Origin of the sequence: Microbacterium gubbeenense DSM 15944 (genome assembly GCF_000422745.1) — a bacterium.
Taxonomy (GTDB): Bacteria; Actinomycetota; Actinomycetes; order Actinomycetales; family Microbacteriaceae; genus Microbacterium; species Microbacterium gubbeenense.
In genome coordinates this window covers 38,686-63,748 of record NZ_AUGQ01000013.1, presented here as the reverse complement: position 1 = coordinate 63,748, position 25,063 = coordinate 38,686, and the positions used below count along the sequence as shown (strand labels likewise).

Below are 25,063 nucleotides of genomic sequence, written 5' to 3'. Positions count from 1 at the left end.
GCTGCCTTCCTGAGGACTTCGTTCTCCTGCTCGAGGAGACGGTTACGGCGGCGCAGCTCTCGCATCTCGGCGGCCTCGTCTGCCGTCTGACCGGGACGCTTGCCTTCCTCGACATCTGCTTGGCGGAGCCAGTTCTGCAGCGTCGCCTCGCTGACTCCGAAGTCAGTGGCGATCTGCTTGATGGTGACGCCGCTCTCACGGCGGCGGGCGACCGCGACGACGTCTTCGCGGAACTCTCTCGGATAGGGACCGGGCATGATGACATCCTTCCCGCCAGCGCCTCCCGGCACTAACGATCAGTTGTCACCGATCCGTTCCTCACGCCCGTTCGCTTGGTAGATAGCCGATCTTGGAAGCAATCTCGAACTCACTCGCCGCTCGGGTTCAGGCCATCGATGTGAAGTTCGATCGCCTGAAGAGCTTGCCGAACAAAAGCTGGGGCGGGGTTGGTGAGCAGGTGCATGGCTAGCCCATCGATCAGGCCGTGTAGCGCGGTGACCAGTGCTTCGATATCGCCGTCCTGCGGGGCTAGTCCGGCTTCACGGAGGCGGGTGATTATGCGCCTGCAGGCGTCTCGAGTCACTTCGTAGGTTTCGTCGCGGACGCGGGTGATTGCTTCGCTGCCCGGCGCTTCGGCGATGAGCGCGATGTTGACTTGCATCTCTGCCCGGCGTTCAGGGTCGAGCGGGAGTAGTTCCTTGATGACGGCGATCACCAGCGTGCGAGGGTCCGGTTCATCAAGATGGCGTTGGATGCGTTCCCATGCGCGTTGATCGACGAGTTGCATGGCGTGCACGAGCAGTTCGGTCTTGCTGGGAAAGACGTGGCGCAGCGAGCCGGTGGACAGCTTTGCTTCGGCTGCAACGGTGCGGATGGACACGCCGCTGATGCCCTCGGCCAGGATGACGCGCCAGGTGGCCTCAGCGATCTCTACTCTCCGATGATCGTGATCGATGAGCTTCGGCATCCTCTCATGCTAACACGTTCGTGTTAACATGCTCTTGGTAACTCGTTTGTACTACCAAAGTGGAGAGCCTATGTCCGAGCCGATGACTCCCGCACTGAAACGCGAGCGGCGCACGCTCGACAGCGCAGTGCTCACCAGTGGTGCGGAACAGGTCATCGACTTTGTCCTGCCCCTCTTCGCTGGCGCGGTCCTTGGACTCTCAGCCGGGGAGACGGGCTTGCTGATCGCCGCCAGCCAGTTAGTGGCGTTCGTGATTCGGCCGCTGGCTGGCGCGGCTGTCGATCGTGCAGATCGCTCGATCATCGCTGCGCTTGGAGCGGTCGTGTTCGCAGTGGGGTGCGGACTCTATGCGCTATCGACCGGGTTCTCCCTGGCGTTGATCGCAGCGGTTGTGACGGGTGTCGCGGGCTCGTTCTTGTGGGTGGCAATCCGCTCGATCATCGGTGAACGACTCCACGAAGACCCAAGCGTGTTCGCGAAGCTCGTCGCGGCAGAGGAAACCGGCGGCTGGCTCATTCTCGTTCCCGCGATCATCCTGGTGTCCTTCGCCGGATACCAGTGGGTGTTCGCCGGTCTTGGCGTGTGCTGCCTCGTCGCCGCCTGGGAGTTGTTGCGCACCCGTCACCGCAGATCATCGTTCGGTGACGCGAGTATCGCGGGCACCGAACTGTCCAGTGTGTCGTTGCGAGGGCTTGGTGCGTCGTTGCGCCCAATGCTGCTTGCCGTCGTTGTGACCATGACCGCAGAGGCAGCGATCGGACTGCTGCTGATCTTGCATCTACAACGCGGCTTCGATCTGGGCGTCGTTGAAATCGCCTATGTGTTCCTTCCCGGAGCGATCGCGATGAGTATCCTCCCGCCATACCTTCACCGGCTGGTCGTGCGATTCGGTCGCCGCAGAATGCTCACGCTCGGCTCAATAGCCAGCGCCCTCTTCGCGCTCGGTCTCGCATTTGCGCCCACCCCGGGGTGGATCGCGGCGCTATGGGTGCTTTCCGCCGTCGCCTGGTCTCTCGTGATCCCGGTGCAGCAGTCGGTGATCGCAGAAGCAGCGGGGAGCACCCACCTTGGTCGGGGCCTGAGCCTCTACGAGGCCGCAGCGTTGGCCGGGGCATTCATCGGCTCGCTGGCAGCAGGCCTTCTCTACGACGCAGGTAGCTGGCTCATCGCCTGCATCGTCTGCGCCATCGTGATCGCCTCCGGCGCAGCCCTCATCCCCGCCGCCGTGAAACGCCTCGGCGTCACCAACCACCCAGCCCCCGCGCCCGCCACCACCCGCACCGAGCCGGAGCCTCAGCCGACCCCGCATAAGCCTGATGCCGAGGTCGTAGAGGGGGACGGGGAACCTCACAGCAGCGAGTCTAAACCCGAGAAATCACGCCGGAAACTCCTCACCGACTTCGCCGCTCACAGCGGCCTACTTGCTACCGCAATCCTGATCGCCTGGGCCATCGTGCCTGGCTTCACCATCGCATCAATCCTGGGCATCGGCCACGAAACACCCAACGTCTTCGGCGAGGTGCGTCAAATCTTCTCCGGCATTCTCGACATCGCCGCTCTCGCAATGGCAGGACTACGCATCTGGGTCATCGTGTACATCATTGACCTCATCTGGACCGCATGGAAGGTTCTAGAGCGACGGGAAGCCGAGTAAGAGAATGCAGCAAGGTGAGGACGTGCTGACGCGCCCCTGCGCTGGAACCCCGCCCACGCGTGCTCCCGCGCATCAGAAGGGGTGTCAAACCCGACGTCGTGATCGTGATGTCGCGGGCGTGGAGTCCGGCGTCGGCTGGGGTGGCGTAGTAGATGCCGCTCCAGGAGGTCCGGTCGCCGGCCTTTGGAGTGGAGCCCGATGTGAGGCCCGTGATTCTGCGGGCGACTCGGGTGGGTCCGCGACCGATGATGTCGGTGGAGAGCTGTGCGCAGCCGCCGTGCTCGAACCAGAGGTTGTAGATGCCGTGCCCGGTGGTCTGCTCGGTTCGGTCGAGCACGATCAGGTCGCCATTGTCGTCGTGCTCAACGCTGCGGATGGTGAGGTCGAACGTGCGTGCGCCGACGGGTGCCGTGAGTCGCCGCGCGATGGTCCACCCGAGCCCGGCAGCCGCTGCCGCCGCGATCCCGCCGCCAAGCACGATGCGGCCGATCACGCTCCACGCTCCTCGACGTTGGGAACGGGCAAGGTCGCTGCGAGGGCGCTATCGCTTCCGACGAGGTGGCTCTCGGCGCGTTCGAGTAGGTCGCGGTCGTCGGTGCTGATGTCGAAGGTGATGCGGGGGTCGATCATCGCGCCCCGGATTTCGACGATCACTCGGTGGAGGTGCCCTTCGGGGTCTTCGCTGTTGGCGGCGAGGGGATCGGCCTGGCTCAGCCCGGGTCGCGCGCGTGTCGCTCGGAGCCAGAGCGGCTCCAGCTGCGCCGTGAACGAGATCGTGTTCCGTCGTCGGGCGCGGTGCTGGGCGCGGCGGACGGCGGGCTGGACCGCGAACCCGGCGCAGAGGAAAACGAAAGTGAGGACGGACAGCGGATCGCAGGCGGCCTGGATGACGTGCATGAGGTCGAGGTGGTCGGCGGCGTGGGCGATGTCGATGACGATCACGGCGAGGCAGAGCGTGACACCGAACGCCGATCCCAGGCTGAGCAGCGCGGCGGGGAGGCGCTGGATGCCAGCGCTGTGCCGATACTGCCGGGCTGCGAGGACGAGCATCGTCGCGATGACGGTGCTCCGTAGCTGAAGTTGATGATTGAGTAGACCGCTGCTGCTGGCTGTGCGCCGAGGTCGCTCATGAATCGTGTGGTGGTGGTGCCGCGGTCGATGAACAGGAACGATGCGGTGATCGCGAGTAGCGCGATGAGCAGGACGGGTGCGCTATCGACGGATACGTCCTATTCGGCAGTCAGCCTCTCTCCTGAGGAGCGGTTCTGGCCTATGTCTTGAGCCCTGACAATTTGATCTCCCCAACGAGGAAGACCGACTCACAGGCAGACTACGTCCGTCGACGCGCTAGGACGGTCGCCACGCCGACGTTCCCGACAGGCTTCGTGAGAATCCGACACCTTCGTGAGAAGTTCCGACAGGCGCCTTGAGAATCCGACAGGTTTCGTGAGAACGGACAATCAATGAATAACAGAAACATAACGGAAACCCCTTGCCCTCTGTTACCTCGTCGTTATAGAGTCTGAGGACGGTGATCGTTTTGCTGTGACGGTCACCGGCATGTGATTGCAGGACACTCTTGGTGCAAGGGACACGGGCTCGGTTGGGGCACACTCCAACCGGGCCCTTCTTGCCGCTCGTGGCGCGAAAACGTATACGATTGAATGCATGACGGATCGCCGGATCGCCGTGGAGGCATGGGAGAACCTGTTTCGCGCGCAGCACGAGATCTTTGAAGACATCTCACGCGATTTCATCGGATCCCCGCTCCAGCAGGGCGAATACGATGTGCTGCTCACCGTCGCGCGCGGCGCGGCCAGAACGGCGCGGCTCCGCGACATCACGGGCAATCTGCTCATCAGCCAGCCGAGCGTCTCGCGCCTCGTCGACAAGATGGTCGCCCGCGGCCTCGTAACGAAGTGTGCGGATCCGGAAGACGGGCGCGGCGCGCTTGTCACCGCAACGGACGACGGCGTGCACGCGTTCCGCACGGTCGCGGTGCAGCACGGCCGCTCCATCGCCCAGCGGATGGCGGTGCTGTCGAACGACGAGCTGCACCAGCTCGCGGCACTCACGCAGAAGCTGCGCCAGGCATAGCGTCAGCGCGGCGGCGGTAGAACCGCGCTTCCCGCGCACGGCATCATCCCGCGAGAAACCGGTTACTCTGCAGATTGTCGATTACGTCTCCTTGAAGGAAACCCATGCCACGCGTCATCGAAGTCGGCGACGACGCCGATCTTGTCCCCTCGCTCTCACTCGCGCTCGCAGACGAGAGCGCAACGGAGATCCTCATGCACCCCGGCACGTATGTCGAGCATGTGGTCGTCGCGCCGCGTCAGATGCCGCTCCTCATCCGTTCCACCAGCGGCGATCCTGAAGACGTCGTCGTCTCGTTCGAGTTGCGCCAGGGAGATCGCGACCGTACCGGGATGCCGTACGTGCAGGACTGCGCGACGTTCACGATCGATTCCGATCACGTCACCCTGCGCGGCATCACCATCGAGAACCCATTCGACAAGCGCGTGGATCCGTCGCTTCCTGACCAGCAAGCACTCGCGCTGCGCACTCGCGGTGACCGGATCCTCATCGAGGCCTGCCGTCTCATCGGACAGCAGGACACTGTCCTCCTCGACGCACCGAGCTGGGCCGCCCTGCGCCGGGTGCACCTGCGAGAGTGCCTGATCACCGGTGACGTCGACTTCGTCTACGGCCGTGCCACCGCGCTCATCGAGGGCGGCGAGATCCGCAGCGTGGGCCCGGGCTACGTCACAGCGCCGTCGACTGCCGCCGAGAACCCGCGCGGCTTCCTGTTCTCCGGCGTGCGTCTGACGAGCGAAGGACTCGCGCCCGGATCAGTGCATCTCGGCCGCCCCTGGCACCCCGGCGGAAAGCCTGACGCGCTCGGCCAGGCGCTCTTCGTCCACTGCGAGATCGGGGCGCACATTGCGGCGGTTGCGTGGACCGAGATGGGCGGTTTCGATTGGCAGGATGCGCGGTTGGCCGAGTTCGAGAACACCGGCCCGGGAGCTCATGCGACCGGCCCGCAGCTCGACGAGGCGCCGGACGCCCGGGCCTGGCTCGAAGATCCCCCGCCGACGGGCGCGCGGCGCGTGATCGTTGTCTCCGATTCGACAGCGAGCCCCTACCCGCCGGAACGTGCTCCCCGCGCAGGCTGGGCCGAGCACCTCACCGAGTTCACGGGGCTCGAGACGATCAACCGAGCGATCTCGGGAGCGAGCACGCGCAGCTTCATCGACGAAGGATGGTGGGATCTCGCGCTCGCGGACCTCGGCGCAGGCGACGTACTCGCGATCGGCTTCGGGCACAACGACCCGAAGCCGGACCACCGGTTCGCGGATCCGTTCACGCGGCACCCCGCGAACCTCCGGCGTTTCGTGCTCGCCGCCCGCGCCCGTGGCGCCGTGCCGGTTCTGCTGACCCCGGTGGAGCGTCGCACATTCGAGGATGGCCGGCTGCGTTCGTCGCATGGCGCGTACCCCCAAGCAGTGCGGCATCTTGCTGCCGAGGAGCACGTCGACCTGATCGATCTCAGCGCGGCTTCGCAGCTGTGGTGGCAGGAGCTCGGCGAGGAGCGCACTCGTTCACGGTTCATGTGGGTCGAACCCGGCACATACCCCGCCTATCCGGCCGGCGAGCGAGACGACACGCATTTCTCCACCGCGGGGGCCCGCGACGTCGCCCGACTCGTCGCCGACGGACTTCGATCCCTCGGCCTCGCAAACTGACGGGTCGCACTCCGACACTCCGCGACACGCCCTCTCGTGAGACCCCGGCAGCACTCCTTCGCCGGTGCACGGCGCGTCTGGTCACGAAGACCTCTCGGCGATGTGCGCGACCGTGACGCGGATCTCCACCGCGTCGAGGCCCTGCGCGGCGCACAGCGCTGCGATCGCGGTATGCACGTCACAAACTTGTTCGGATGACGCAGGAATGGGCCTCGTTCTGAGTGCTCCGATGAGCGAACTGCGGAACGAGGCCCTCGGTCTGCCATGAGACCTGACCCGAACCGATCAGCCGGCTGCCGCGTAGGCGACTGTCTTCTCGATGCTCACCTGCTCGTCGCCGACCTTGCCCGTGACGGTGACGGTCGCTTCGCCTGCGGGGATCGACGCCTCGCGCGAGTTGATCGACACGTTCGCCGAATCCCCCGGCTGCACGGCGTCGAACGACTTCGATCCGTAGGCGGTGTCGATGACGACCTCCACTGACTGATCCTCGTTGTTCGTCACCGACACCGAGACGTACTGCTTACCGGCGAGCTTTCGCGTCGCCGCCTCGACCGTCACATCGAGCTCGGTCGGCAGCTCGGGATCCGTCAGCGCGTCGAGCGCCGACGTCAGCGCCTCCACGGCGCCCGCGAACTCCTCGTAGGTGCCGTCCGCCCCGATCTCACGTGCAGCCGTCAGCGCCGCGTTCAGCGCCTCGATCTGATCGGCGTCGTGCGCCTCCGGATCCACGGCTTCCGCACGCGAGATGAGCCCCGGCAGCTGCCGGACCGCGGCCCACTCGAGCTGGCCGGCCGCGAGACCCAGCACGCGGCGCGCCTCGTCGACCTCGTCCTGGGCGACGCCGGCCGCGGCTGCGACCGCCTGCGCGTTATCGAACGCCGATCGGAACACGGCGAAGTCGATCGGCACGTACCGCTCCTCCTCCGACAGCAGTGGCTCGGCTGTGGCGATCGCCTCGTTCAGGGCCGTTAGATCGGCCTCGGGGGCCTCGACGGGCTCAGGCCCGAACTCGAACCACTGCAGGTTCGAGACGTAGTTGAACTCCTGGCCATCGACGGCGTCCGCCCGCATGACCACGATCAGCGAGTGCTCGCCCGACACCGGCTGGTCGAGCTGTGCCGTCGTCTCGACGTAGTTGCCCCACCCTCCCGTCTTCGGCAGCTCCGCCACGCCGACGCGCGTCTCATCGCTCACCTCGTCGAGGTAGAACTCGAGCCGCGGGTTCGCCCCGACGCGCTCATCGCGCGTCGACGTGCTCACGGTGACGTGCGTCAGCGGATCCGCCCCGAAGTCGCGACCGTCGTACGTCAGCTGGCCGCCGTCCCACGTGCCGCCGACGTTGCCGCCGGGAGCGTCCCCCTCCTTCTTCAGGCCGTTGCCGTTGTCCGCGGCGTAGCTCTCGGCCTCGACGCGCACGGGCGCCGCGCCCTCCGGGGCATCCTCGGCCGTCTTGAGGAACTGTGCCCAGTCGAGGTTCACGACCCACGAGTTCGGCTGGGCCTCGTCGGGCGTGCCGCCGAAGACGAAGTAGATGCGGTTCGATCCCGCGAGGATCCCAGGGTCGTCGATCGTCGCGTCGGCTGTGGCGAAGTCGCTCCAGCCGTCGGTGGTCTCCACGTCGATCCGCGCGGCGACCGGCCCGTCGACGGATCCGACGCGCACCTCGACGAACTCGTCGATCGCGCTGTCGTCCGGGTGGTTGGCGTAGCGCAGCTTCACGCGCACGGGCAGGTCGTCTCCGAAGTCGATCCCGTCGTAGGCGATCCAGGATCCGACGCCCACGCCGCCGATGCCGCCGGGCTCGGGGTTCAGCCGCCCGCCCGATGAATCGTCGAAGTTCTCGGCCTCGAGCACCCGGTAGGGCGTGCCCGCGATCTCGAGCGCGCCCGCCGCCTTCGTGAGGCGATCGAACGCGGCCCGCAGCTCGTCGTCCGTCGCGTCGTCCTTAGCGAGGACCTCGGAAGCGGCCTCGCGCGCGGTGTCGAACGCCGCGAACGAGCCGGGCGAATAGGAACCGCGTTCGACGAGCCGCGCGTCGGCGAGCAGCGCGGTGAGCTGTTCGCCCCAGAGCTGATCCCGCTCGATCGTCAGGGCGCCGAGGCCCGAGACGCCGTCGCCGCGCACGCTCGCCGCCGGGGTGCCGTCGAAGGCCGCGTCGGTGAACGACAGCGCGAAGGATGCGCGCGCCGCGTCGCCGAGGGATCCCGTCAGACGCAGCGTCGCGGACGACGCGTCGTCGAGCGTCACGGACGCCGCGATGCCGTCGGGCAGGCCCGCAGCCGTGAGCGCGCCATCGGCGATGAGATCGCGCCCGCTCTCGCCCGCGAAGCGCGCGCCGTTCAGCGTCAGCGTCGTGGTGACGTCGATCGTGCCGTCCTCCGCCGCCTTCAGTCGCGTGTCGTCGATGTTAAGGGTCGCGCCGTCGAAGAGCACTTTGAGGGCGAACTCCCGCGTGCCGTTCGAGGGCTTGCGACTGAACGCCTCGTCAGAGATCTGCAGCGTCAGGTCGTCGATGCTGTCGAGCGGCGCGGATCCCTCCGCGGCACCCGCGAGCGAGAGCGTCACGCTGCGGTTGCCCGCGCGCTCGGCCACCAACTCGAGCCCCGCCGGCACGTTCTCGGCCGTGATCGCGCTCGACAGGTCGTCGCCGTCGGATCCGGCGAACGTGCCGTTCGCGAGTATCAACTCGATGCTGTTGCCGATCTCTCCCTCGGCCTCCGTGCCCTCGGCGAACGCCCGCGACGACACGGAGATCGCGCTGATCGGGTCGTACACCGAGCTGGAGAGGTCGTCGCTCAGCGATGCCGGCGACATCGAATCCGCGGCCCAGTCAGAGGGCTCTTGGCCCATCTGGAACGTGATGTCGCCACCCGCGGTGAGCTGGTCGTACGTCAGCCAGGTGCGCTCGAAGTCGTCGCCGTTCAGGCTCGCCGACTGGATGTAGTACGCGTCGGGCGAGACGCCCTCGGCCGAGATGTTGAAGGTGCGACCGGTCGGATACTGAATGCTCACGTTCTCGAAGAACGGCGTGCCGATCTGGTACTCGTCGGATCCGGCAGCGACCGGGAACAGGCCGAGCGCGGCTGCCACGAACGTCGACGACATGGTGCCGGTGTCGTTGTCCATCGTGGGCAGGAAGCCCTGCGGGGAGTTCTTGAAGACCTTCGTCTTCACCGGCGGTGTGAACTCGCCGCCGCCTGACGGCGCCTCGTGCGTGGATCCGGTTGCGATGTAGCGGTTCCACGTCTCCTTCGTGTAGATGCTGCGCACCCAGTGCTGGGTCTTCGCGGGGGCGCCGACGTAGTTGAACAGGTAGGGCGCCTGCAGGTCGATCTCGTTCGCGTTGGCGTGCAGCATGCGCGAGCCACCGTCGGGTGCGTGCTCGCCGAACATGAAGCTCAGCGCGTCGAGGGTGGTCTCCTCGCCGCCCATCTTGTCGATGAGCCCGCCCATGTCGCCGGCCGTGTACCAGTGGTACTGCCACAGCGTGCCCTGATAGACGTTGCCCGCCTCGAAGCGCTCGGGGTCGGCATCGGCCCACGTTCCGTTGGCGGACTTCGGGAAGATCAGGCCGGTCTTCTCGCCGTCGGCGAGGGTGACGGCGTCTTCCTTGTAGAGGTTGGTCCAGTTCGCGGCCCGGAGCCGGTACTGCTCCGCCTCCTCCGTCTTGCCGAGGGAATCCGCGATCGTCGCCATTGCCCAGTCGTCGTACGCGGTGCCGAGCGTGTCGTCGACCTCGTTCGCGATGTAGCCGCGGCGCACGTTCGCGTCGTCGGCGTATCCGCCCTGCGACTGCGACACGAGCGCGGGCCACGCCTGGGCGAGTCCGCGCAGCTGCGCGCCCTTCGCGACGGCGTCGGCCACGACCACGGCCGCGCGCTCGAAGCGCACGGTGGGCACGGAGTGCGTCACGTTCGACAGGGATCCCTTGCCCGTGCTCGCGAACGTGGCGTACAGGTCGACGGTCGACTGCGCCATGTCGCGGAACACCTCGGGGTACCCGATCGCGAGGATCTCGTACTTGCGGAAGTCGTCCCAGAATCCCCAGCCGTCGTAGTGCGTGTAGCCGTCGGCCTGGTGCACGTCGCCGTCGAGCCCGCGGTAGGTGCCGCTCGTGCTCGTGGCGTTCATGGGCGATCCGAACATGCGGTACAGGTGCGTGTAGAACAGCGTCTGCAGGTCGCCGTCGGGGTCGCTCTTCTCGGACGCGGTCACGTCGAGGCGGCCGAGGATCTCGTTCCAGGCGGCCTTCGTGTCTTCGCGCACCTGCTCGAAGGAGCGGTCGCCCATCTCTGCGGCGAGATCGATCTTCGCCTGCTCCGCGCTGATCGGCGAGACGGCCACCTTGAGCCCGACCTGCTGGCCGTCGGTCACGTCGAAGTCGATGACGGCGCCGATGTCGCTGCCTTCGCGGCTCGGCTCGTCGGCCAGCGCGCCGTCACCGCCCCACGTGCGCACGCCCGCGGCGGGCGCCGTGGATTCGACGTAGTAGTGCATCGTGTAGTCGTACCCGTTGAAGTGGCCGGTGAAATCGCCCGAGAGCGCGACGCGGCCGTCATCGAGGCTCGCAGCCTCGAGGCTCGCATTCTTGCGGTTCGTGAAGTTGTTGCGCAGATCGACGACGAGCGACGCGGATCCGCCCTGCTCGAACGTGAATCGGTCCTGCCCCGTGCGCACGTCGGTCGTCGCCTCCGCGCGGATCGTGCCCGAATCGGTCGCGAGGTCGACGGAGTAGTACCCCGGGGTCGCCTCTTCCGCATCGTGGCTGAAGTTCTTCGCGTACGTTCCCGTGCCGGGCCTCGACGTGTACGTCTCGTACGTCGGCACGACCAGGAGGTCGCCACCCCCGCCGGATCCGCCCACGCCGTTGAGGTTGGTGTGCGTGAAGCCCGCGATCTGGTCTTCCGCGTAGTCATATCCCGAGTGCGACCGGCCGGACGTCGTCATCGGGTTGATCTTGACGATCGAGTTCGGGGCTTCTGCGCCCACGAGGTCCTGGCCGAAGTCGTCCTCGGTCGAGACGAACGGGTTGACGAACGCGGTGTAGTCGGTGGCGGGTTCTTCGGCCGCGACCGCGGGTTCGGCCGCGATCGCGGGGAGCCCCGCTGCGAGAAGTGCGGCGGCCGCGGCTGCGACGACCAGTCCGCGGGATCGGGATACGAGCGACATGTGTCAGGTTCCTTCGGAGGTGGGACGGCGGTCGTGCAGAAGGGGGATCTCGGGTGCGAGTCAGACGGTCCCGAGCGCGCGGCCCGAGCTCGCCTCGGCGAGGGCTTCCTCGCGAGCAGCGGCGACCAGTTCCTCGGTGCGCTTGCGGTCGGCGCGGCGGCGCCGGATGCTCCAGGCCATCAGGAGCAGGGCGAGTGCGATGACCACGAGTTGCGGCCACGGCATCGCGACGATCGTGGCCTCGGCGTTCGCGGGCTCGGCGCCCTCGAAGCCGAGGTCGTCGGTGACGGGCAGCGGCGTCGCGCTCACGCTCACGTCGTAGGCGAACAACGGCCACGCGGAGGACACGCTCACCGTTCCGCGGCGGGTCTCCCCCGGCGCGATCTCGGCGATCTCCTCGCCCGTGACGGTGTGCGCTCCGAGCCCGAACGGTCCGGAGACCTCGACCTCGGGCTGGGTGCGCAGCAGGGTGTTGCCGGTGTTCTCGATCTCGTAGGCGACGTCGATCGAGCCCGATGAGAACGGGTTGATCTCACCGGTGTAGGTGCCGGATGCCGCGGCGCCGAGCTGGGGCTGCAGGTCGCCGGCGACTCGCGTCATGACGCGAAAGCCGACGCGCGACTCCACGCCGACGGATCCGCTGCCAGTCGACCGGATGCTCGCGGCGACGCCCGCGGCATGGTCGCCGGGCGTCGCGTTCTCGGGCACGGTCACGGTGAACGGCACCGTCTCCGCGCCTCCGGCGGGCACGACGATGCTCTCGGGTGCGTCGATCCAGGTGCCGGCCGCGACCGATTCCTCGTCGGCGGGCAGCATGTTGAAGCGGCCGGTGTCAGTGAAGTAGCCGTCGGCCGCGGAGAGCTGGAACTCGACGTCGGCCTCGCCGTGGTTCGTGACGACCATGAACTCCGACCGCTGCTCGCCCGGATCGGCCTCCCACTCCACCCAGGAGCGGCCGTCCTCACCGTTCTGATCGCCCGGCCGCACCGACCAGGTGACGGCATCGGAGGATTCGGCTGAGCCGGTTTCGGCGGCGGCGGGCGCTGCGCCGATGACAGCGGAGAACGCCGTCGCGGCGACGACGATGAGGGCGGGGAGAGACTTCACGAGCGGGACCTTCCAGGCAGGGCGGGAGCGCAAACGAGCACGCTCCCGCCCTCAACCGACTATTCGAACAGCGACAGGGTGATCGTCGACGAGTACGTGCCGGAGGGCACGGCCGCCGGAACCACGAGGTCGAGGTCGGCGGTCGCGCTGAACACGCCGCCGCCCGCGTTCGCCTCGGCCGACTCGGCCAGGAACAGAAGGTCCTGGTCGATCACGCCCGGGCGCGACGGAGCAACGTCGCCGCCGACGTCGACGAAGGCTTCGCCCTCGCCCTCCTCGGCCACGAGCTTGGGCGACCAGCCGAGGTTGCTCGCCTGGATCGTCGAGACGCCGTTCTCGTCGTGGAAGTTGCTCGCCGTGCCGACGACGTACCAGGCGGCATCCGCCGGAACGTCCTCCGCTGCACGGGTGTCGCTGACCGTCACCTTCGGGAGCGTGCCGGTGAAGACGCGCTCGAGGTCGGTCGACTCGCCCTCGACGAGAGCCGTCGAGTCGCCGTCGATCGTCATCGCCAGGGCGCCCGGCCCAGCGAGGGGCGCGATCTCGACGGTGACGTCGACGCCCTCGGCGTCCTGCTCCACCTCGGCCATCGCGGCCGACCCTGCCGACACCAGCAGGGCTGCGCCGAACGCGATCACGCTTCCGCGCAGTACAAATGACTTCTTCATGTCAGTTCTCTCTTGTTGTTGCGTATGTGTTCGTCGAGACCGGCGGATCAGCCGGCGGCGGCGTACTCGGCTGTCTTCGAGGTCGTGACCTGCTCCTCGCCGACCTGCCCCGTGATGGTCACGGTGACCTCACCGGCGGGGATCGAGCCCTGACGCGAGTTGACGGAGACGTTCGCCGCCGCACCCGGCTGGACCGCGGTGAACGACTTCGAGCCGAACTCGGTCTCCACCACGATGTCGACCGGCACGTCGGCGTTGTTCGTCGTCGACACCGACACGTACTGCTTGCCGGCGAGGGTGCGGGTCTTCGCGTCGACCGACACATCCAGCTGCTGCTCGTCGGCGGCCTTGCGGAGCACGACCTCGTCGACGACGCTGTTGATCGGGCTGGTGGCGCCGTTCGCCTCGCTGCGCAGCGTGCGCACCGTGATCGTCTCGTCGGTGACCTCGACCGCCGAGTAGTTGCGAACCTTCTCCTGGTTGCGCACCGACGACCACCAGAGGTCGGTGCCCGTGTTCAGGTTGTAGTACTTCGATCCGCTGGCGGAGTTCGCGGTGACGTACAGCACGTCTCCGGGGCCGGCGACGACCTCCTCTTCCGCGGCCTGCTCATCGGGGTCGGCGATCTCGCCGTTGTTGATGAGGAAGCTGCGGGTGTAGTGGTGGTCGTGGCCCATCAGCACCATGTCGATGCCGAGCTCGGAGATCTTCTGCGGCATCGAGTTGCGGCGATCGATGATGTCACCGTCGGTCGCGTGGCTGGCCGCCGAGTAGATCGAGTGGTGGAAGCCGAGCACCGTCCACTTGACCTTGTCGCCCTGCTCCGCAACGACCTTCTCCATGAACGCATTGTGCGAGTCGTAATCGCGGCTGTTCGAGTTGATGTTGAGGAACAGCACGTCCTTGTAGATGAACCAGTAGTCGCCGCCCGAGGCGGACGAGCTGCCGGCCGCGCCCGACTCGAGGTCTTCGTTCGGCAGGTTGTAGTGCTGCTCGTAGGCCTTCGACCCCACGTCGTGGTTGCCGTTGGTGGGAGCCAGGGGAATCTCGCGCATCTGCGACGGCTTGAGGAACGAGGCGTACTCGGCCTCGCTGCTCGCGGTGTTGACCTGGTCTCCGGCGGAGAACAGCAGCTCGGCCCCCGGGTAGGTCTGCGTCGCGGTGTTCATGGTGCTGACCCAGCCCGCCTCGTCGTTCGCGAGGTTGCCGGACGCACCGACCTGCGGGTCGCCGAAGAGCAGGAAGTCGAAGTCGCCATCGAACGCCTGCGTGCGGAAGGTCTCGACCTCGGACCAGCCGTTCTCGTCGCTTCCGACGCGGTAGGAGTACTCGGTGTTCTCCTCCAGGCCCGTCAGCGTCGTGTCGCGGAAGTACTCGCCGCTGGTGGTCTCACCGCCGGCCGTCGTCTCGAACGTCGCCGCGGTCTCGGGGAACGCGCCGTCGACGACGTCGGCCGCCTTGGCGAGCTGCGCTGCCTGCGGCACGTCGGTGTTCGAATACCACGAGAGGTTGCGCTGCTCTTCGGTCTCGCCGACGCCCAGCAGGAGGTCGGTGATCTCGGTGGGCACGACGACGCCCTCTTCGACCGGTGCGAGCGAGGTCCAGTCGAAGAAGATGTCGCTGCTCGACTCGCGGTCCTGGTAGAGCGCCACGGCGATCTGGTTGTCGCCCGCGACGAGCGCGTCGGCCGGGATCTCGAACGTCCGGGAGACGGGGTCTCCGGCGCTCTCGCCCGCGTAGGTGAGGTTCTGGTTCTCGGCGTCGTTCACGCGGTCGTCCGCGAACCCCGCGACCTTCTCGCCGTTGACGTACACGCGCACCGCGTCGTCGTAGGTGATGGTTCCCTGCAGGGCCTCGAGCCGCGCAAGGTCGTCCTCGGAGATCGCCACGTCCGTGCGGAAGTGGTAGGTCGGCACCGTGTTCTCAGAGCCGTCGAGCGTGTACTGCAGCAGCGTGGTCGCGACGAAGCCGCCGCCGAGATCCGCTTCGCCCCGCTTCGAGCCGAACGGACCCGCAGCCTGCTGCCAGTCTCCCGCCTCCGCCGTCGTCCACGACAGCGAGCCGTCGCCCGAGGGATCCGTGCCGTTGTCCGAGTAGTTCCACGGCGTCTCGGAGGTGAGGTACGTCTCGGGAAGCGGCGCGAGGCCGAACTCGAGGTAGTCGATGTTGCCGACGTAGTTGGGGTAGCCCTCGTCCTCGCCCGGCTTCGGGTCGGTGTGCATGACGAGGATCACCGTGTGCTCGCCGGAGACCTCGCGCAGCAGGTCGACCGTGGTCTCGCCGTACGCTTCCCAGTCGTTGCCCGTGGGCGCGAGCTCGGCCGTCGCGACCTTGTTCTCGTCGGTCTTCTCGTCGAGGTAGATGTCGACCGACGCGTTCACGCCGCTGCGGCCCTCGTTGACGACGTAGCGCACGGTGAGCGTCGACAGCGGCGCGGAGCCGAGGTCGACGTTGTCGTACGTCAGCTCGGCACCGTCGTAGGTGTTCTTGACCCGCGAGCCGCCGGACGCGCCGGGGCTCGTCTCGACGCCCGTGTCGATCACGCGGCCGTTGATCTCGGTGCCGTTGTTGTCGCCCGTGTACGACTCGCCCTCGACGCGGACGGGCTTAGCGGCCGTGCTCGCGTCCGACGACGCGGTGGGCCCCTCCTCGGCCGAGGCCGGGAGGGCGGTCAGTGCGAAGGACCCCGCGGTCAGCGAGAGGAGGACCGCCCCGGCGACGGTGCGCCGGCCGGGCGATCGCCGGTGGCCTGCACCGGACGGGTGCGGTGTGCTGTCAGTGGTCAGCAAAGTATTGCTCCGATCTGAGCGTGTGATGCAAGGGAAGAGTGCGTCTGGCGCACCCCGACCACGATGGTGAGGCGGCATGACCCGCACCCGACGTGCCGGTGAACGGGAGGTGTCGTCAAGACGTCCTACGTATGGCACGCCACCGGTCACTCGCCGAGGTGCACGACCACGCCGGTGGTGCCTTCCGCCACGCTGCTCAGTCCGGACGCGATCGCATCCGACGCGTGCGCCGGCGCACTGGCGTCGTCGATCTCGCCGTCAGCGGGCGCACCGGATCCGCGCGAGGTCGCGCCGTCCCAGATCACCGCCGTCACGTTGCCGGTGGGCTCGGCGACCTGTGCTCCGATGATGAGAAACTGGCGGTCGAGCCACTGCGACGCCTCGAACGCGAAAACATCCGATGTGCCCTCGCCGAGGCCGACCACGGCATCGGCGTCTGCGGCGAGCGCATCCGCGAACGCCGCGTCGATGCCGCCGTCATCGGCCACGAACTCCGTGACGTCGACGCCGTTGTCGTCCGCGAATTCCGAGACAGCGGCCCGCAGCGTCTCGGTCGCCTGGCTGTCGTCCGGCACGACGACGGCCAGGCGCCATCCGTGCACCGCGGAGGCGTCGGACGGCGACGTCGGCGCGATCGTGCGGCCGGGCACGGGCACGGGAGCGTACGGATCCTCGGCGGGTGCGGACGAGACGATCGGCGCCGGAGACGCGGCGTCGCTCTCAGCGGACGCGCCGCATCCGGCGAGCAGGAGTCCGAGCACGCCGACCGCCGCGATCGGCGCCAACGCTCGGCGCGTACGGGAGAGCAAGTGCATCGCGCCAGTGAACACGCCACCGTGCCGTGGCAGGTGACGCGCGAGTGTCGCGCGGGTGAACTGGGGCGTTCGTCGACGTCGTGTACCGTCGGATGCGTGGAGCGCCGAGAAACGAAAACGGCCCCCGCCGAAGCGGAGGCCGAACAATTTGTGCGCCCGAAGGGATTCGAACCCCTAACCTTCTGATCCGTAGTCAGATGCTCTATCCGTTGAGCTACGGGCGCATGTTGCCGTGGCAACTCATAAAGCTTACAACGACCGCGGCGCGGGCACGAATCCGGGCCGAACGGCCGGGCGTGTCTGAGCGTCAGCTGGCGGACTTGCGGCGCTTCTCGCGCGCCTTGACCTCGGCGGCGAGCCGGTCGAGGTCGACGAGGCGCAGCGATTCCATGCGCGCCTCGCGCATCGCGGCGTAGTTCGGGTCGTCGTCGGGTCGCATCGCTTCGATCCGGAGCCGGTTGTCGATATTGTTCTCGACGTCGTGCCAGGCGGCATCGCGGGCCGCCTCGACGATCCGCGTGACGTCTTCGTCCGACTCCGCGAGCAGGCGGAGCTTCTTCGCGACGCCCGCGTACTGCTTCGCGCGGCGGCGCAGGTTGCGCACGTCGCGGTCGCGATAGTCGTGCGTGCCGTGCGGATCGCTGTGCCGCCCGAACGCCTTGACCCGCGCCATACTCATCGACGATGCCGCGTTGTCCTGCTCGTCGGCGAGCCCGAGGAGCGCCTCGCGCACGTCGCCGCCGAAGACCTCCACGGCGAAGTCGTCGCCGTCGACGATCGTGTCGACGAGGATCCGGTTCTTCACCTGCAGGCGCGCGGCCGCGAGAGCGATGGCCACGCCCTCTTCGATCGCTTCCGCATTCCGCCGCACGGCACCTCCTGTGCTCCTCCTCACAATATTAGTCAGGGGCGGCTGTCGATTCCGGGAAGCCGCACGGAACGGCCGTCGCGGCGAACGGGAGCACTCCGCTGTTCTGACAGACTGCTATCTGGCAATGCGTGCGCGGGTCGCACGATCTCAAGGAAGAGAGACGTTCCATGTTCACCAAGCCTCTCGCGGCTGCGGCGCTCGGGGCGGCGGCACTCGTCGTCGCGCTGACCGGCTGCTCGGGCTCGGGCGAACCTGCAGGCTCGGCGCCCGCAGATTCCCCCTCCGAAGACATCAAGCTCTGCGTCTACACCCACGGCGACGGCGGCACTTTCTGGTCGGTCGTCCAGAAGGGTGCCGAGGATGCCGCCGAGGCGTACGGCGTGATGCTCGACTACCAGGGGTCGACGAACGACTCGTCGCGCCAGGCCTCGACGATCGAGGCCGGCATCAGCGGCGGGTGCGACGGGATCGCGGCGTCCGCACCGGATCCGGGAGCGATCACCGATGCGATGCATGCGGCGGCCGACGCGGGGATCCCCGCTATCACCGTCAACTCCGGATCCGAGGCGTTCGCCGATCTCGGCGCGTTCACGCACGTCGGCCAGGACGAGATCGTCGCGGGACGCGAGGCGGGCACGGAGTTCAACGAGATCGGCGCGACGAAGGTGCTGTGCGTCATCCACGAGGCCGCGAACTCCGGGCTGCTCGACCGGTGCGCCGGTGCGGCCGAGACGTTCGACGGCGAGGTCGTCGACTTCAACGCCGATCAGGCGCTCGCCGACCTCACCGCCGCGGAGGCGAAGGTGCGCGCGGCGCTCGAGGCGGATCCCGATATCGACGCCGTCTTCTCCGTGAGCGCCGACGTCGCCACGGGATCCGCGATGCCGGCGATCGCCGCCGTCGGGCGCGACATCCAGGTCGGCACGGTCGACCTATCGACCGATGCGCTCGCGGCGATCTCGTCGGGCGAGATCGCGTTCGCGATCGACCAGCAGCAGTACGCACAGGGACACCTCGCCGTGGAGCTGCTGTACCTCGCGGTGCACGATGCGATCGAGCTCGGCGGCGGGCTGCCGATGTACACCGGTCCCGCCCTCGTCACGGCCGACAACGTCGAGGCCGTGCAGGCATCGGTCGACGCGGGCACCCGCTGAGCGAGGCCGCGCGGAACCGACCTATGGCTTTCATCACCGACACCAGCAACATCGCCGTCGACGAGCGCGTCTCACGCACGCCGTGGTATCGCTCGATGCTGCGCCGCCCCGAGCTCGGTGCGCTGATCGGCGCGATCGCGGTATTCGTCGTGTTCGCGGTCGCCGACACCACCGGCCAGTTCGCGACGCTCTCGGGCGCGGCGGGCTGGACCGACTTCGCGGCGCCCGTCGGGATCGTCGCGATCTTCGTGGCGCTCTTGATGATCGCGGGCGAGTTCGACCTGTCGTCGGGCGTGATGGTCGGTACCTCCGGGCTGTTCGCGGGCCTGCTCATCACGCAGCTGGGCTGGGCGATGTGGCCCGCGATCATCGCCACACTGCTGCTCGGCGCGGTGATCGGCTTCATCAACGGCGTGCTCGTCGTGCGCACCGCTCTGCCCTCGTTCGTCGTGACGCTCGGCACGTTCTTCGTGCTGAAGGGTGCGAACCTCGCGATCACGAAGGGCCTCACGGGGACCGTTCGAGTGTCGGGGATCGAGCAGGCGACCGGATTCGAGTCGGCGCGCGCGGTGCTCGCCACCACGATCCCGATCGGCGGGGCGTCGTTCCAGATCTCGCTCGTGTGGTGGATCGCCCTCACCGCCGTCGCGACGATCCTGCTGACGCGAACGGTGTTCGGCAATTGGATCTTCGCGTCGGGCGGCGACGCGGTGGCCGCCCGGAACGCCGGCGTTCCCGTGACGCGCACGAAGATCACGCTGTTCGTGATGACCTCGATGGCGGCTTCGCTCGTCGGCATCATGTTCCTGCTGCGGCTGCGCGGCATGCAGGCCGGCCAGGGCGTCGGGCAGGAGTTCTACTACATCATCGCCGCGGCCGTCGGCGGGTGTCTGCTGACCGGCGGCGCCGGATCCGCGATCGGCGCCTCGATCGGTACGCTCATCATGGGCTTCGCGTCGGTGGGCATCCCGTATGCGCTGTGGGATCAGGACTGGGTGTCCACCTTCCTCGGCGTCATCCTGTTCTCGGCCGTCTTCATCAACGTGACGATCTCCAGGCGCGCCCGGGGAGGGAGGAAGACATGACCGCGGCCACCCCCGCCCTCGAGCTGACCGGCGCCGGCAAGACGTTCGGCAATGTGATCGCGCTGCGCGACATCACCCTGAGCGCGGATCCCGGAAGCGTCACCTGCGTGCTCGGCGACAACGGCGCCGGCAAGTCGACGCTCATCAAGATCCTGAGCGGCGTGCACCGCCCGAGCTCCGGCGAGCTGCGGGTGAACGGCGAACCGGTGTCGTTCTCGTCGCCGCGCGACGCGCTCGCCCGCGGCATCGCCACGGTCTATCAGGATCTCGCCACCGTGCCCCTCATGTCCGTGTGGCGCAACTTCTTCCTCGGCAACGAACCGGCATCGAGGGGCGGTTTCCTGTCGGTGAAGCAGGCGAAGGAGACGACCAAGAAGGCGCTGCTCGACATGGGCATCGACCTGCGCGATCCGAACCAGCCGATCGGCACGCTCTCGGGCGGCGAACGCCAGGCCGTCGCGATCGCCCGCGCGGTGCACTTCGGCGCGAAGGTGCTGATCCTGGACGAGCCCACGAGCGCGCTCGGCGTGCGCCAGTCGGGCATCGTGCTCAAGTACGTCCTCGCGGCGCGCGAGCGCGGGGTCGCGGTCGTGTTCATCACCCACAACCCGCACCACGCGTTCATGGTCGGCGATCGGTTCTACCTCCTCGGCCGCGGGCGGCTGCTCGCAGACTTCGAGCGGGGGAAGGTCGCGCTCGACGACCTCATCCGCGCGATGGCAGGCGGCAGCGAGCTGACCTCGCTGGCCCACGAGATCTCGTCGCTGCGCGACTGACGACGGAGCTATCAGGCCGACGGCAGCCGGATCGTCTCGGTGCCGGCGTGATCGTGCGGCATGCGGTCGCGGTTGTAGGTGATGCTCGAGTATCCGTGCGGCGCAGGACGACCGTCCTCGCCGAGGCTGACGAACACGATCTTTTCGATCGTGAGGATGCGCTTGCGCGTGATCATGTTGCGCACGACCGCACGCATCGTCAGAGACGTGCGCCCGAAGTGCGTTGCCGTTAGCCCCATCTCGATGAGGTCGCCCTGCAGAGCGGACGACTCGAACTCGATCTCGGAGATGAGCTTCGTGACGACGCGGTAGTTGCCCAGCTGTACGATCGCGTAGATCGCCGCTTCCTCGTCGATCCACTTCATGAGGCTCCCGCCGAAGAGCGACCCGTTGGCATTGAGATCCTCGGGGCGCACCCATTTGCGGGTGTGGAAGTTGATGCCGTCGTCGTGCGGATACGATGCCTCTGCCATGGACCCGAGTGTAGATGGCACATGAGTCGCAAGCATTACGAGCATCTGCTCAGGGCGGAGCCGCCGAGAGCAGAGAACGGCGCAGCGGCACGGCGCCCCGCACAGGCTGGAGGGCATGAACGATGAAAAATCCATCCCGCAGTTCGGCCCCGAGGCCCGGCGTGCGCTGCTGCATGAGCGCGTACTCGTGCTCGACGGCGCCCTCGACGACGACAACGGCGCGCTGCTGATGACCCAGCTGCTCACGCTGTCCGCCGAGGATCCGGTCGACGACATCGCCCTGTGGATCCACTCGCCGGGCGGATCCGTACCTGCCATGCTTGCGATCCGCGACATCATGCGCCTGATCCCGAACGATGTGTCCACTCTCGCGCTCGGGCTCGCCTGCAGCGCGGGCCAGTTCCTGCTCTCCGCCGGAACTCACGGTGCGCGTCGAGCGCTGCCGCACGCGCGAGTCCTCATGCACCAGGGATCCGCTGGCATCGGCGGCTCGGCCGTCGAGATCGAAACACAGGCAGACGATCTGCGTCAGACGCGCGACACCGTGCTGGGGCTGATATCGGATGACACTGGGCAGCCGATCGAGCGCATCTTCGAGGATTCACTGCACGACCGTTGGTACTCGGCACACGAATCGCTCGCCTACGGCTTCATCGATGGCATCGTGACGTCGATGACGGAAGTCTTCCCACGCCGGCGGACGCGCGGGGGCCTCGGCACGGGCGGAGCGCAACGATGAGCACTTATACGATCCCCAACGTCATCGCCCAGCATCCGCGCGGCGAGCGGGTCATGGACGTCTACTCGCATCTGCTCTCCGAGCGCGTGATCTATCTCGGCACTGGAATCGACGCTGGCGTCGCTAACGCGCTCATCGCACAGCTCCTGCACCTCGATGCCGACGCTCCCGACGCCGGCGTCCAGTTCTACATCAACAGCGAGGGCGGCGATCCCGGCGCGGCCCTCGCGATCTACGACACGATGCGCCATATCCGCCCGGCCATCGCGACGACTGTCGTCGGGCAGGCGATCGGCCCGGCAGCGTTGCTCGCGGCGGCGGGCGCACCGGGTGAGCGCGCGGCTCTCGCGCACGCACGCATCGTGTTGCACCAACCCACCGGGCAATCGCGCGGCGCGATCCCCGACCTCATCCTCGCCGCCGACGAGGTGGTGCGGGTGCGAGCCGATCTCGAAGCGGTCCTCGCTCGGCACACCGGCCACGCGCTCGCAGAGCTGCGTGCCGACACGGATCGAGATCGCGTGTTCACGGCATCCGCCGCGCGTGACTACGGTCTGATCGACACGGTTCTCGGCGATCGAGCCTGAGAAACAGGTCAGGCAGCGAGCATGAGCGCGGCTCTCGTACCGATCGATCGGTTCGCCGAGATCGGCGCCGGGGCCGCGTTCAGCTCCTGCGCGACACCGCTCGTGAGATCGACCAGCGTCGCCTCGAGTGCACCGGCGATCGCGGCGATCATCTCGCTCGATGGCTCCTTGCGCCCGCGCTCGATTTCGGAGAGGTACTGCGGCGAGACGCCCGCCTTCTCGGCGGTCTCGGCGAGTGTCTCGCCCCGCTCGTGGCGTCGGCGCCGCAACTGGTCGCCGAGCAGGTGGCGCCATAGCGGTTCCGGGCCGTGGCGACCGGTTCCTGGCGGGAGCGATTCGGATTGAGGACGCAGCGCGATGATGTCGGCCATGCCTCACGGTAACGCCGGCCCGTTGCCCGATGACACGCGTTCTGCTCAGAGCAGAACGGTGACGCCGCGATCTCGGCGTCATCGGCCGGCCGAGGCCGGCGCATAGAACGCCGGACGTTCCGGCGTATGGACCTCCTGCACGCCGCCCTCGAGCGCGCGCACTCCGGCCTCACACGCGAGGGCGACAAGGTAGCCGTCCCAGGCGTTCGGCCCATCAACGAGGCTTCCAGCCCGGACCGCGTCGACCCATCGCTGGACCTCGATGTCGTACGCCGCGGAGAAGCGAGTGGTGAAGCTCGTGTGATCGGTGTGATCGGTCTGCCCGAGAGCGCGCCGCTGCGGATCCCCGATGCGCACGACCGACCGAGAGAACACGGCCTCTGTCGTGACCTGGTAGGCGAACTGCACGTTCACGCTCATCTCGACGTCGACGAGCATGCCGTTCTCGAGCTGCATGATGACGAGGATCGGCTCGCGGAGCCGCTCCGGCGCCAACGGATTGCGTCGCGAGTGCCTCACCTCGACGCTCGTCACCGGGGAACCCGCGAGCCACGGAACCACATCGAACTCGTGCACGACCGAGTCGTTGATGAGCATCTCCTGCACATACGATTCCGTCACCGAAGGATTCCGGTGGGCGCAGTGCAGCATGAGCAGCTCGCCGGCATCACCGGACTCGATGAGTTCGCGCAGCGCCGCGTACTCCGGATCGAACCGACGCATGAACCCGACCTGAGTATGCGGCCGGTCGAGCTGTTGTTCCGCCTCGAGCACCCGCCGCGATGTCGCGGAGTCGGGCGTCAGCGGCTTCTCGCAGAGGATCGGCAGCCCCGCCTCGAGCGCGGGCAGCAGGACCGGGAGGTGTGCCGGTCCGGGAACCGCGACGAGCACGGCGTCGATCGCCTCGGCCGCGATCGCGTCCTCGATCCGCGCGAACGTGCGCGCATCCGGTGCGACGGCGACAGCGGATGCGGCGCGACCCGGATCCGTTTCGATCACGGCGGCGACGTGCGCGCCGGTGATGCGCGACGCGATCCGCTGAATGTGGTCGGCGCCCATCGCGCCGGCTCCGACGACTGCGATGCGCAGGTTCTGTGTCATACTCATCGGTTCTCAGAACTGGCGCGCGAGGTGGGTGCAGCCGTGAAGGTGCTCGCGCGTGCGGCGCGCGATCGGAAACGGCCTGTCCGGATCACAGCCGTACATGTCCTGCTCGACGATGGCGAAGATGTCCGGCGATATCGAGGCCGCGGCCTCGATGATCGGGGCGAGCTCTGGGATGCCGTGTGGCGGTTCGATCATGATGCCGTCCGCCACGGCGTCTTTGAAGCTCACGTCGTTCTTCAGCACGTCGAAGAGCATCGACTGGTCCACCTGTTTCAGGTGCAGGTATCCGATGCGATCGGGCCGCTGCTGAATCAGCGAGAGGCTGTCACCGCCGTAGTACGCGAAATGTCCCGTGTCGAGGCAGAGATTCGTGTATCGCGGATCCGTCTCGTCGAGCAAGCGGTTCACCTCGCGCGTCGTGCCGACGTGGCTGTCGGCGTGTGAGTGGAACTGCTGCCTCACGCCATACTCCTCGTAGAGCGCCTTACCGAGCCAGTCATGGCCCTCGGCGAGCGCGCGCCATTGCTCATCGGTCAGCGTGCGCGGCTCGAGGTTCTCGCCCGTGGAATCACTGCGCCACAGGTCAGGGATCACGACGATGTGCTCCGCACCGAGCGCCGACGCCAGCCCCGCGACCCTGACGGCCTGATCCCACGCGCGCCGTCGCTCGTCCTCCGACTTGTGGAAGCCGGTGAACACGGTTCCGGCCGAGAGCTTCAGGCCGCGCGCGCCGAGCTCGTCCCGAAGCTGCCGAGGATCCGTCGGCAGATAACCGTATGGGCCGAGCTCGATCCAGGTGTATCCGGCGTCGGCGGCCTCGTCGAGAAATCGTGCCCACGGAACCTGGCCCGGATCATCGGGGAACCACACGCCCCACGAGTCAGGTGCCGTGCCGATGCGCAGGCCGTTCTTCTCCGTCACGCAATGCCTCGTCTCTGAGCTCACCTCTCAGGAGCGTCCGCGCCCGAGGAGTCACCTCCAT

At 67.6% G+C, this 25,063-nt stretch carries 22 protein-coding genes and 1 tRNA gene; 8 read left to right on the top strand and 15 right to left on the bottom strand.

Annotated elements, in window-relative coordinates:
- Together G510_RS18680 and G510_RS0109105 are read right to left on the bottom strand one after the other, a co-directional pair.
- Positions 1-257 (bottom strand): transposase (locus G510_RS18680; RefSeq protein WP_029153388.1); only part of this gene is annotated, 257 nt, incomplete at its 3' end.
- 110 nt (positions 258-367) lie between these two features.
- A complete protein-coding gene (locus tag G510_RS0109105) occupies positions 368-967 on the bottom strand; it encodes a TetR/AcrR family transcriptional regulator (protein WP_029153387.1) in 600 nt (199 codons plus the stop codon).
- Positions 968-1,037: 70 nt separating this feature from the next.
- Here G510_RS0109105 and G510_RS0109100 point away from each other — a divergent pair, with 70 nt between their 5' ends.
- Positions 1,038-2,621: an MFS transporter gene (locus G510_RS0109100; RefSeq protein ID WP_029153386.1), complete on the top strand. Its 1,584-nt coding sequence runs from the start codon at positions 1,038-1,040 to the stop codon at positions 2,619-2,621.
- Here G510_RS0109100 and G510_RS0109095 read toward each other — a convergent pair.
- On the bottom strand, positions 2,575-3,114 hold the full coding sequence (locus tag G510_RS0109095) for a restriction endonuclease subunit S domain-containing protein (RefSeq protein ID WP_029153385.1): 540 nt from the start codon (positions 3,112-3,114) through the stop codon (positions 2,575-2,577). The two genes, G510_RS0109100 and G510_RS0109095, sit on opposite strands and share 47 nt — an antisense overlap.
- Positions 3,111-3,671, bottom strand: coding sequence for a hypothetical protein (locus G510_RS16180; RefSeq protein WP_051216625.1), 561 nt, complete (start codon positions 3,669-3,671; stop codon positions 3,111-3,113). The genes G510_RS0109095 and G510_RS16180 overlap by 4 nt, the downstream gene beginning before the upstream one ends.
- A 618-nt stretch (positions 3,672-4,289) precedes the next feature.
- On the opposite strand from G510_RS16180, the gene G510_RS0109085 reads away from it, so the two are divergent.
- Both G510_RS0109085 and G510_RS17555 read left to right on the top strand, forming a co-directional pair.
- Positions 4,290-4,718, top strand: coding sequence for a MarR family winged helix-turn-helix transcriptional regulator (locus G510_RS0109085; protein WP_029153384.1), 429 nt, complete (start codon positions 4,290-4,292; stop codon positions 4,716-4,718).
- Between the two features lie 104 nt (positions 4,719-4,822).
- On the top strand, positions 4,823-6,367 hold the full coding sequence (locus G510_RS17555) for a pectinesterase family protein (protein ID WP_051216624.1): 1,545 nt from the start codon (positions 4,823-4,825) through the stop codon (positions 6,365-6,367).
- A gap of 285 nt (positions 6,368-6,652) precedes the next feature.
- On the opposite strand, the gene G510_RS17550 is transcribed toward G510_RS17555, so the two are convergent.
- The 7 genes from G510_RS17550 to G510_RS16160 all read right to left on the bottom strand — a co-directional run bounded on the left by G510_RS17550 (position 6,653) and on the right by G510_RS16160 (position 17,789).
- The gene (locus G510_RS17550; RefSeq protein WP_051216623.1) at positions 6,653-11,539 is read right to left on the bottom strand and encodes a glycoside hydrolase domain-containing protein; all 4,887 of its coding nucleotides are present in this window, start codon (positions 11,537-11,539) and stop codon (positions 6,653-6,655) included.
- A gap of 60 nt (positions 11,540-11,599) precedes the next feature.
- Positions 11,600-12,646, bottom strand: a complete 1,047-nt coding sequence (locus tag G510_RS0109065; protein ID WP_029153382.1) for a WxL protein peptidoglycan domain-containing protein — start codon at positions 12,644-12,646, stop codon at positions 11,600-11,602.
- Positions 12,647-12,705: 59 nt separating this feature from the next.
- Entirely contained in the window at positions 12,706-13,314 is a 609-nt protein-coding gene (locus G510_RS0109060; RefSeq protein WP_029153381.1) for a hypothetical protein, read from the bottom strand.
- A 47-nt stretch (positions 13,315-13,361) separates the two neighbouring features.
- Complete coding sequence (locus G510_RS17545; RefSeq protein WP_051216622.1) at positions 13,362-16,103, bottom strand: fibronectin type III domain-containing protein; 2,742 nt, start codon at positions 16,101-16,103, stop codon at positions 13,362-13,364.
- A gap of 146 nt (positions 16,104-16,249) precedes the next feature.
- On the bottom strand, positions 16,250-16,918 hold the full coding sequence (locus G510_RS0109050; RefSeq protein ID WP_029153380.1) for a hypothetical protein: 669 nt from the start codon (positions 16,916-16,918) through the stop codon (positions 16,250-16,252).
- A gap of 151 nt (positions 16,919-17,069) precedes the next feature.
- Positions 17,070-17,142, bottom strand: a tRNA-Arg gene (locus tag G510_RS0109045).
- 83 nt (positions 17,143-17,225) lie between these two features.
- Complete coding sequence (locus G510_RS16160; protein WP_036322600.1) at positions 17,226-17,789, bottom strand: hypothetical protein; 564 nt, start codon at positions 17,787-17,789, stop codon at positions 17,226-17,228.
- 167 nt (positions 17,790-17,956) lie between these two features.
- On the opposite strand from G510_RS16160, the gene G510_RS0109035 reads away from it, so the two are divergent.
- The 3 genes from G510_RS0109035 to G510_RS0109025 are packed head-to-tail and all read left to right on the top strand — an operon-like array spanning position 17,957 to position 20,804.
- A complete protein-coding gene (locus G510_RS0109035; RefSeq protein ID WP_029153379.1) occupies positions 17,957-18,943 on the top strand; it encodes a substrate-binding domain-containing protein in 987 nt (328 codons plus the stop codon).
- A gap of 23 nt (positions 18,944-18,966) precedes the next feature.
- Entirely contained in the window at positions 18,967-20,028 is a 1,062-nt protein-coding gene (locus tag G510_RS0109030) for an ABC transporter permease (protein WP_036322598.1), read from the top strand.
- Positions 20,025-20,804 carry an ATP-binding cassette domain-containing protein gene (locus G510_RS0109025; RefSeq protein ID WP_036322596.1) on the top strand — a complete coding sequence of 260 codons (780 nt, stop codon included), beginning with the start codon at positions 20,025-20,027 and terminating at the stop codon, positions 20,802-20,804. The genes G510_RS0109030 and G510_RS0109025 overlap by 4 nt, the downstream gene beginning before the upstream one ends.
- An 11-nt stretch (positions 20,805-20,815) precedes the next feature.
- On the opposite strand, the gene G510_RS0109020 is transcribed toward G510_RS0109025, so the two are convergent.
- Entirely contained in the window at positions 20,816-21,277 is a 462-nt protein-coding gene (locus G510_RS0109020) for an acyl-CoA thioesterase (RefSeq protein ID WP_084644289.1), read from the bottom strand.
- Between the two features lie 115 nt (positions 21,278-21,392).
- Between G510_RS0109020 and G510_RS0109015 the strand changes: the two genes are divergently transcribed.
- A complete protein-coding gene (locus G510_RS0109015) occupies positions 21,393-22,016 on the top strand; it encodes a ClpP family protease (protein ID WP_029153375.1) in 624 nt (207 codons plus the stop codon).
- Positions 22,013-22,603 (top strand): ClpP family protease, encoded by a 591-nt coding sequence (locus G510_RS0109010; protein ID WP_029153374.1) that lies wholly within the window; start codon positions 22,013-22,015, stop codon positions 22,601-22,603. The genes G510_RS0109015 and G510_RS0109010 overlap by 4 nt, the downstream gene beginning before the upstream one ends.
- Before the next feature lie 8 nt (positions 22,604-22,611).
- Here the strand turns inward: G510_RS0109010 and G510_RS0109005 are convergent, their stop codons facing one another.
- From G510_RS0109005 to G510_RS0108995, 3 genes are all read right to left on the bottom strand, one after another.
- A complete protein-coding gene (locus G510_RS0109005) occupies positions 22,612-22,974 on the bottom strand; it encodes a helix-turn-helix domain-containing protein (RefSeq protein WP_029153373.1) in 363 nt (120 codons plus the stop codon).
- A 78-nt stretch (positions 22,975-23,052) separates the two neighbouring features.
- Positions 23,053-24,075, bottom strand: coding sequence for a Gfo/Idh/MocA family protein (locus tag G510_RS0109000; RefSeq protein WP_029153372.1), 1,023 nt, complete (start codon positions 24,073-24,075; stop codon positions 23,053-23,055).
- Between the two features lie 12 nt (positions 24,076-24,087).
- Positions 24,088-25,002, bottom strand: coding sequence for a sugar phosphate isomerase/epimerase family protein (locus tag G510_RS0108995; protein ID WP_029153371.1), 915 nt, complete (start codon positions 25,000-25,002; stop codon positions 24,088-24,090).
- Between the last annotated feature and the right edge of the window lie 61 nt (positions 25,003-25,063).